Origin of the sequence: Kitasatospora sp. NPDC093558, assembly GCF_040683475.1 — a bacterium.
Taxonomy (GTDB): domain Bacteria; phylum Actinomycetota; class Actinomycetes; order Streptomycetales; family Streptomycetaceae; genus Kitasatospora.
In genome coordinates, this window is the sequence record NZ_JBFBDY010000312.1 from 1 (window position 1) to 7,145 (window position 7,145).

A 7,145-nucleotide genomic window follows, 5' to 3' on the forward strand; every position below is an offset into this window, starting at 1 on the left:
GCTGCGGCGCTGGGGCGGGACGGTGGGTTCCTGGGTGGTGGTGGCGCCGTCGAAGACGAGGTTGAGGCGCTCCAGGTAGCGGTCGGCGGGCGTGAAGTCGACGGCGAGGACGTGGGTGAGGCGCCGGGCGATGCCGGTCTGCGCGAGGAGGTGCCGGGCGGCGGCCTCGTGCGGCGGCTCGTTGGGGCGGGCGGCGCCGCCGGGCAGGATGAGGCCGTCCATGTAGTCGGGGTCGACGAGCAGGACGTCGCCACGGGGGTTGCGGACGAGGGCGAGGCAGCCGAGCCGGCAGACGGGCGGCTTGGCGAGGAGACGGGGGTCGCGCACGGGGGTGCTACTTCCTGTTCCAGAAACACCAGTTGATGAGGGTGGCGAAGCCGAGCCACCAGAGGAGGCGGGCGGCGAGATCAACCGCCGTCATCGGCCAGGCGCTCGAAGTGCAGCCCCTTGCGGAGCAGTTCGACGATCCGGACGACGTCGGAGGCGCGGGCGGCCCCGAGGGAGACGAGGTAGCAGCCGGTACGGCGCCCGTACTCCCAATCAACCTCCAGGGACGGCAACTTGGCCCCGCAGAGCGCGAGGACGGCCGCCAGGTCGTCGACGACGAGAGCGGCTTCACGGCGCTGGTCGGCAGTCGCCCGATTGAGCATGGAGGCCATCACGCACCGACCCTGCGATGCACCTCGAACCCCCGCCACGCCGAGAACGCGGCGCAGAACGAGTGGAAAGAGGCCAGCTCACCGGTCGAACCGCAGCGCAGCCACTCCCCGGTGATCTCGTTCCGCACCCGGTAACACCGGGCCTCAGGGTCCCAGCGGACCCCGTACCCATGAAGCTTGGGAATCCGATCACGATCCTGATCACAACCCATTGGAAGAACCCTCCGAAGACTGGTCGGTGTCACCGCCGTTGCACGCGATCTCAGCAGCGACGCCATCCGATCGTGCCCCGCCCGAACGAACCATTGCGACGACACGAAGGCGTCATTCGGGATCCTGACAAGACGTCATTTCGGCGTCGCTTGGCTGCTTTCAGGTCTATCCTGCGGTTGTGACGACGCCGAACGCGACCCTGCGGGCCGTACGCCAGGGCATGCGCCTGAGCCAAGACGAGTTCGCGAAGCGTCTGCGAGCAATCGGGGCGGAACAAGGGGAGCCCAACGAGGCCAGCAAGCGCCTGGTCCAGCGGTGGGAATCCGGAGAGGTGCGAGTTCCCCGACCGGTGTACGTTCGTGCTCTTGAGGCTGTCACCAATCTTCCTGTCGACCGCCTCGGCTTCGAGACACCGCAGCTACCTTCCGGGGTGACCCTGGACGGCGCAGGAGGGCACGACATGACCGACGGCAAACCCGGAATACCGGTGCAGACGGCGCCTGTTCCGATGGGTGAGGACCACTCCGGGGTGTGGCTGAGCCGGTACGAGTTCTACAGCAGCAGTCGCGACGGCACCTTCACGGGGCTGCACCACGTCGTCCTGACCCAGCACGGGAACCGCATCACCGGCCACTCGCTCCCTGGTGCGTCGTCCAATCCCGACTCCCCGCTCTCCCTCGACCTGACCGTCGACCGGAACATTGTCACCGGCACCTGGGTCGAACAGACGGCGCACGACGGCTACTACCAAGGCGCCCGGTACCACGGGGCCATCCAGCTCCTCATCGATCCGACCGGCCGACGCATGGCCGGCAAATGGGTCGGCTTCGGCAAGGAGTTCGACGTGAACACCGGCCCATGGGAGCTCCGCCTGGTCGACACGTCCACGGCCGACGACGTCCTGGCCCGGTACAGCACACCACCCGCCGAGTAACCTCAGGCCTCGCCGCCCCATGTCTGGGGCCGGCGAGGCCAACGCGGGGGTGACGAGTGATCTGGCCCGACAACATCCGGGCGAACGTCAAGACCGGGCACGACCGGGAGGTGTTCGCGGTCTACCCTTACCGCTCCGCCTGCCCGCAGTCGGTCTGGACACAGCTGATCGCCGAGGCCCGCTCCGACATCTTCCTCGCGGGATACACCAACTACTTCGTCTGGCTCGAGCAGCCCGCCCTCCTCCGCACGCTTCGCCGCAAGGCCGAGAACGGCTGCCGGGTCCGCTTCCTCCTCGGCGATCCCGATTCCGACACGACCCGTCGGCGCGAGCAGATCGAGGATGTGACCCTGACGGTGTCCACGCGGATCAGGGTCACCTTGGAGAACCTCGCCAAGCTCGCCGACACCGAAGGCATCGAAGCCGGCTTCAGTGCCCCCGAGGACGGCCCGAACCACATCGGCCTGTCCGTCTTCCGCTTCGACGACCACGCACTCGTCACCCCCCACCTCGCCCGGGCTGTCGGCCACGACTCCCCGCTGATGCACCTGCGACGCAGCGAGGAGGGCGGCATGTTCGACCGCTTCGCCGACCACGTCGAGGAACTCTGGTCCCGGGCAAGCACGATCCACGCCGGCCCCGGAACCAGCTCGGAGTGAAAAGTCGACCCCGCCGACTTCCCACTCCTCCGTATCCCCACCCGATGCCCCGCCGCGCCGATCCCCGGGGCGCGGCGGGGCTTCTTCCTCCCTCGTACAGGAAGTCGATCCCGCCGACTTCTCACTCCGCACTTAGGACTCCTAACGAACTGCGCCGTGCGTAGCTTCGCCCGGCTGGGTGCCCCGCGCCCCGCCATCAAAGAGCAACCTATCGGTTGCGCAATAGGGCGGGACGTGCAACCTTTAGGTGGCACATCCCGACGAGGCGAGTGAGGCTGCAGTGATCCCTGACGCGATCGAGCGCACCATCGTGATCAACGCCCCAGTGGAGCGAGTCTGGTCCGTGTTGACCGAACCCACCTTCCTCGGGCGCTGGTTCGGCAACGGGGAGGCGGTCAAGATCGACCTGCAGCCCGGTGGCCTCCTGGTTTTCGATCACGGCGTTCACGGTGTCATTCCGGCGCGGATCGAGACGGTCGAGCCGCCGCGCGTCTTCTCCTGGTGGTGGTCTCAGGGTGCCGCCGGCGAAGAGCCGGACGACATCAACGCCACCCTGGTCGAGTTCACGCTGACCGGGGACGACTCTCCGGGATGCACCCGGCTCACCATGATCGAGAGCGGTTTCGCGCGGCTCGGGCTGCCCGCTGACGAGGTATCCGAGCGGCACCGCGCGAACAGCGGGAACTGGCCCGGCAAGCTCGACCAGCTGCGCGCGGGCTGCGAACAGACCGGGGCATGACCAGCGCCGCCGAGACCGGTCAGGCCCCCGAGGATGTCTTGGTGGCGCTGGCCGACCCGACCCGGCGTGAGGTGCTCGCGATCATCGTTCGCGAAGGCAGTGCCAGCTCGACATCTCTGGCCGCGAGCCTTCCGGTCACCCGCCAGGCGGTGGCCAAGCACTTGGCCGTACTGGAGCACGCCGGGCTGGTCCGGCCGCACCGGGTCGGACGCGAAGTCCGGTACGAAGCAGACCTGCAACCGCTGAAGCGCACGAGGCAGTGGATGGACGCGCTCGCCGATGTGTGGGAACGCCGCCTCAGCGCGATCAAGGACCTGGCGGAAGGAAGCAGCACGCCCTGACCCGGTGATGGCGCCTCACGAGGACCGCACAGAGCGCAGTCTCCTCCGGCAGATGAGCGCGCACCCGAGCGAGAGGAAGGCCTCGTGGATGTCGTCACGGACCTCCCGGCGGGTCCGCAGGCGGCGAAAGTGGTGCAGCAGCGCGAACGCCCTCTCGATCACCCACCTTTGAGCACCCAGGCCGGAACCGTGCTCGGTGTTGCGGCGGGCGATGAGTGGCCGGATGCCGAGCGCGCGCACCAGGCGGCGGTACTTGTCGTGGTCGTAGCCGCGGTCGGCCAGGACTATGTCCGGGCGCCGCCGCGGCCGGCCTCGCTTTCCGCGCACCGGTGGGACCGACTCCAGGAGCGGGATGAGCTGTGTGACGTCGTTGCGGTTGCCGCCAGTGAGCGTGAAGGCAAGCTGGATCCCGGTCCCATCGGTGATCAGATGGTGCTTGCTGCCCGTCTTGCCCCGGTCGACAGGGCTTCGTCCCGTCTTGGAGCCCCCTTTAGGGCCCTGACGTGCGACGAGTCGACCGCCGCACGGGAGAAGTCGAGCACGTCGGCGGCCCGAAGCTCGGCCGGCAACACGTCGTGCAGCCGCTGCCAGACGCCTGCCCCATGCCACTCGGCCAGGCGGCGCCAGCAGGTCATCCCCGAGCCGAAGCCCAGCTCCGGTGGCAAGTGTTCCCAGGAGATCGGTGTGCAGGACGAACAGGATCCCCTGGAGGACCAGCCGGTCGTCCAGCCGCTTGCGGCCTGGATGGCGTGTTCGCCGCTCGGTCTTCGGCAGCAGCGGCTCGATCACCATCCACAGCTCGTCGCTGACCTCCCACGGCTTCGGCCGCGCCACCCCGCACCCCCAGCACTGATCAGCCCGACGCCGAGTGGGATCCAACCACACCGTTGATCATTTTGTTAGGAGTTCTTAGGACTCATAATGAATGTAGGGTGCCTGACCTGCGCGGAATGATGGTGCGTCAGTTCTCGTTTGGGCTGCGCGAGAGGGGCGCGAGCCAGTCGAAACGAAGAAGACCACACGCAAGCCGTGGGAGGCCGAGCGCACTGGCGCACGTTCGGGCCGTAAGCGCTTGGAGAGCCGGAAGGTGATGTGCGGGATCCTGTTCGTGCTCTACACCGGGATCCGCTGGGAGTTCCTGCCGCAGGAGCTGGGCTTCGGCTCGGGCATGACCTGCTTGCAGCGGCTGCGGGACTGGAACGAGGCCGGAGTCTGGCAGCGCTTGCACGAGGTGCTGCCGGCCGAGTTGCGGGCCGCGGACCTGCTGGACTTCTCCGCGCCGCGGTCGACGGCTCGCATGCGCGGGCCATGAAGGGCGGGGCGAAGACCGGCCCGTCCCCGGTGGACCGGGGCAGGACCGGCAGCAAGCACCACGTGATCGTCGAGGCCCACGGCATCCCGCTCGCCGCCATCCTCACCGGCGGCAACCGCAACGACGTCACCCAGCTGATCCCGTTGATCGAGGCCATCCCGCCGATCCGCGGCAAGCGCGGCCGGCCGCGACGACGCCCGGAGACGGTGTACACCGACCGCGGCTACGACCACGACACCTATCGCCGCCAGGTCCGCGAGCCGGGCATCACCCCGAAGATCACCCGGCGCGGCACCGCACACGGCTCGGGCCTGGGCGTCTACCGGTGGGTAGCGGAATCCGCGTTCGCGCTCCTGCGCCACTTCCGCCGTCTGCGTATCCGCTGGGAGATTCGCGCCGACATCCATGAAGCGCTCCTCGCCCTCGGCCGCGCCATCATCTGCTGGCGGCGGCTGCGCAACAAGACTGTCTGTCAGGAGTCCTGAGGCTCCTGACAATGTGCGGCTGCAAGGACCGCGACCTGCGAGCCGAAAGCCGCCAACAGCCGCCCGTCCTGCGTCACGGCCAGCGCGCGCACCGCGTCGGGGAACATCAATTCCGCACCGACCTGTTGACGGGTGATCAGGTCCCACACCCGCACCGCCCCGTCCTCGCCCCCGGCGACGGCGACCGGGCGGCCGTCCACCACCCCTGTCGCCACCGCCAACACCGGGTAGGCGTTGCCGGTCAAGGGCTCGCCGACGGGCTGCCCGGTGGCCCGGTCCCACACCCGCACCGTCTTGTCGTAGCTGCTGGTGACGGCAACCGGCCGTCCTTCCACCACCGTCGTCGCCACCGCGAACACCTTGGCGGTGTGGCCGGTCAGGAGGTTGCCGGCAGGCCGCTCAGCAGTCAGATCCCACACCCGCTTCAGATCGTCAGACATGCCCACATCCAACCACCCCCCACCTACCGCCAATCCCTCGATCAACCCGAGGCATCAGGCACGGACTCAAGCGGCTGACAGACAGCCACCGGCTACCGCGGCCGGTTTTGTCAGGAGCCCTTACAGCGGTTGCCAGTTGGGACATCCACTCGAGGAGGTACCTTCCATGGGCATCGCCCGCAACACCGCCTGGCGCAAGAGCACCTACAGCGGTGACGGCGCCGAGTGCGTCGAGGTCGCTGACGGCTTCGCCGGCGTCATGCCCGCGCGCGACTCCAAGGACCCCGAGGGTCCGGCTCCCGTCTTCCCGTCCGCCGCCTGGCGGTCGTTTGTCGCGGCCGTCCGTGCCAGTGAGTTTGACGCCCGGTAACACCCGCATCTGGCCCCGCGGCTCCGAAGTCCGGGGCAAGCGGGGCCCTCCCCCTCGCACAGGAAGTCGACCCCGCCGACTTCCTGATCCGCGCCCGCCCGTCCAAACCACCGGTCGCCCTTTCGGGTGCCACACGGTTGGGCACCGCCTGGCGGTGGCAGAACGGCGGGCATGACCATCCACACCGCCGCCCCCCGCCCCCGGCGCCGCCCGTACCAGCGTCCGGCGTGCTGCCGCACCTGGCACACCGAGCACCGCCTGCCCGACGGCACCCCCGTGCGCACGACCTGGCACCAGCCCGCCTGCCAGGCCCGGCCCGCCCGGTGACGGGCCGCCGGCCCGCGCTCTTCCGCCCCGGCGCCACCGCCGTGCGCCGCGACGTCCACGCCGGGCGCGTGTGGACGGCGATGCCGCAGCGAGTGCTCGACGACACCGGCGACACCCTCACCCTCGCCTACTGGCCCGGCATCGCGAGCCTCGCCCCGACCTCCTGGATCGACGCCCGCCGCACTCGCGACGACGCCACCCGCAAAAGCGGCCTCGACGACCTCGCCTCCGGCACCTGGCACCTCGCCCCCTACCGCTGGGAGCGCACCGAACTGCTCTCCCGCTTCCTGACCGGCGAGCACTTCTCCGTCCACTGCTTTCAGGACGCCGCCACCCACGTCCCGTTGCGCTGGTACGTCAACTTCGAGCTGCCGTACCGCCGCCGCCCCGGCGCCGGGATCGACACCATGGACCTCGCCGTGGACCTGGTGGTCGAACCCGACCTGTCCGCCCACCGCTGGAAGGACGAGGACGAGTACCGGCAGCTGCGCCGCCTCGGCGTCGTCGACGACCGCCTGCACCGCGCCGTCGACGCGGCCCGGCAGCGGGCGCTGGGCCTGCTGCAGGACCGCGCCGGCCCATTCGCCGGCGGCTGGCCCGCCTGGGCACCGGACCCGGCCTGGCCGCTGCCCGAACTGCCCGGCGACGCCAACGACTTCGGGGCGG

10 protein-coding genes and 2 pseudogenes are annotated in these 7,145 nt (G+C 69.6%); 8 read left to right on the plus strand and 4 right to left on the minus strand.

All coding sequences use genetic code 11. The features are described from left to right. A partial coding sequence (locus tag AB0O00_RS24710) for an NUDIX domain-containing protein (RefSeq protein WP_363655191.1) occupies positions 1–327 on the minus strand: 327 nt, incomplete at its 3' end. 80 nt (positions 328–407) lie between these two features. Then, positions 408–650 carry a hypothetical protein gene (locus AB0O00_RS24715; RefSeq protein ID WP_363655193.1) on the minus strand — a complete coding sequence of 81 codons (243 nt, stop codon included), beginning with the start codon at positions 648–650 and terminating at the stop codon, positions 408–410. Positions 651–1,092: 442 nt separating this feature from the next. Here AB0O00_RS24715 and AB0O00_RS24720 point away from each other — a divergent pair, with 442 nt between their 5' ends. The 4 genes from AB0O00_RS24720 to AB0O00_RS24735 all read left to right on the plus strand — a co-directional run bounded on the left by AB0O00_RS24720 (position 1,093) and on the right by AB0O00_RS24735 (position 3,545). Next, positions 1,093–1,806, plus strand: a complete 714-nt coding sequence (locus AB0O00_RS24720; protein WP_363655206.1) for an XRE family transcriptional regulator — start codon at positions 1,093–1,095, stop codon at positions 1,804–1,806. Between the two features lie 56 nt (positions 1,807–1,862). Beyond that, positions 1,863–2,465 carry a DUF5919 domain-containing protein gene (locus AB0O00_RS24725; protein WP_363655194.1) on the plus strand — a complete coding sequence of 201 codons (603 nt, stop codon included), beginning with the start codon at positions 1,863–1,865 and terminating at the stop codon, positions 2,463–2,465. Positions 2,466–2,712: 247 nt separating this feature from the next. After that, a complete protein-coding gene (locus tag AB0O00_RS24730) occupies positions 2,713–3,204 on the plus strand; it encodes an SRPBCC domain-containing protein (protein WP_363655196.1) in 492 nt (163 codons plus the stop codon). Next, the gene (locus tag AB0O00_RS24735) at positions 3,201–3,545 is read left to right on the plus strand and encodes a metalloregulator ArsR/SmtB family transcription factor (protein ID WP_363655198.1); all 345 of its coding nucleotides are present in this window, start codon (positions 3,201–3,203) and stop codon (positions 3,543–3,545) included. The genes AB0O00_RS24730 and AB0O00_RS24735 overlap by 4 nt, the downstream gene beginning before the upstream one ends. A 15-nt stretch (positions 3,546–3,560) precedes the next feature. Here the strand turns inward: AB0O00_RS24735 and AB0O00_RS24740 are convergent. Further along, a pseudogene (locus AB0O00_RS24740) lies at positions 3,561–4,337 on the minus strand (IS5 family transposase). Between the two features lie 268 nt (positions 4,338–4,605). Between AB0O00_RS24740 and AB0O00_RS24745 the strand changes: the two are divergent. Then, positions 4,606–5,342 (plus strand): annotated as a pseudogene (locus tag AB0O00_RS24745) (IS5 family transposase); the annotation flags it as partial. On the opposite strand, the gene AB0O00_RS24750 reads toward AB0O00_RS24745, so the two are convergent. After that, positions 5,330–5,788, minus strand: coding sequence for a hypothetical protein (locus AB0O00_RS24750; protein WP_363655208.1), 459 nt, complete (start codon positions 5,786–5,788; stop codon positions 5,330–5,332). The pseudogene AB0O00_RS24745 and the gene AB0O00_RS24750 sit on opposite strands and share 13 nt — an antisense overlap. A 160-nt stretch (positions 5,789–5,948) precedes the next feature. Between AB0O00_RS24750 and AB0O00_RS24755 the strand changes: the two genes are divergently transcribed. From AB0O00_RS24755 to AB0O00_RS24765, 3 genes are all read left to right on the plus strand, one after another. Beyond that, positions 5,949–6,152 carry a DUF397 domain-containing protein gene (locus tag AB0O00_RS24755; RefSeq protein ID WP_363655200.1) on the plus strand — a complete coding sequence of 68 codons (204 nt, stop codon included), beginning with the start codon at positions 5,949–5,951 and terminating at the stop codon, positions 6,150–6,152. A gap of 171 nt (positions 6,153–6,323) precedes the next feature. Then, entirely contained in the window at positions 6,324–6,479 is a 156-nt protein-coding gene (locus AB0O00_RS24760) for a hypothetical protein (RefSeq protein ID WP_363655202.1), read from the plus strand. Next, a partial coding sequence (locus AB0O00_RS24765) for a DUF402 domain-containing protein (protein WP_363655204.1) occupies positions 6,476–7,145 on the plus strand: 670 nt, incomplete at its 3' end. The genes AB0O00_RS24760 and AB0O00_RS24765, both read left to right, overlap by 4 nt.

What these genes read in the sequence shown, in the direction of transcription:
- AB0O00_RS24715 (WP_363655193.1), bottom strand. Translation starts at nt 650, where the DNA reads ATGCTCAATCGGGCGACTGCCGACCAGCGCCGTGAAGCCGCTCTCGTC.
- AB0O00_RS24720 (WP_363655206.1), top strand. Translation starts at nt 1,093, where the DNA reads ATGCGCCTGAGCCAAGACGAGTTCGCGAAGCGTCTGCGAGCAATCGGG.
- AB0O00_RS24735 (WP_363655198.1), top strand. Translation starts at nt 3,201, where the DNA reads ATGACCAGCGCCGCCGAGACCGGTCAGGCCCCCGAGGATGTCTTGGTG.
- AB0O00_RS24755 (WP_363655200.1), top strand. Translation starts at nt 5,949, where the DNA reads ATGGGCATCGCCCGCAACACCGCCTGGCGCAAGAGCACCTACAGCGGT.
- AB0O00_RS24760 (WP_363655202.1), top strand. Translation starts at nt 6,324, where the DNA reads ATGACCATCCACACCGCCGCCCCCCGCCCCCGGCGCCGCCCGTACCAG.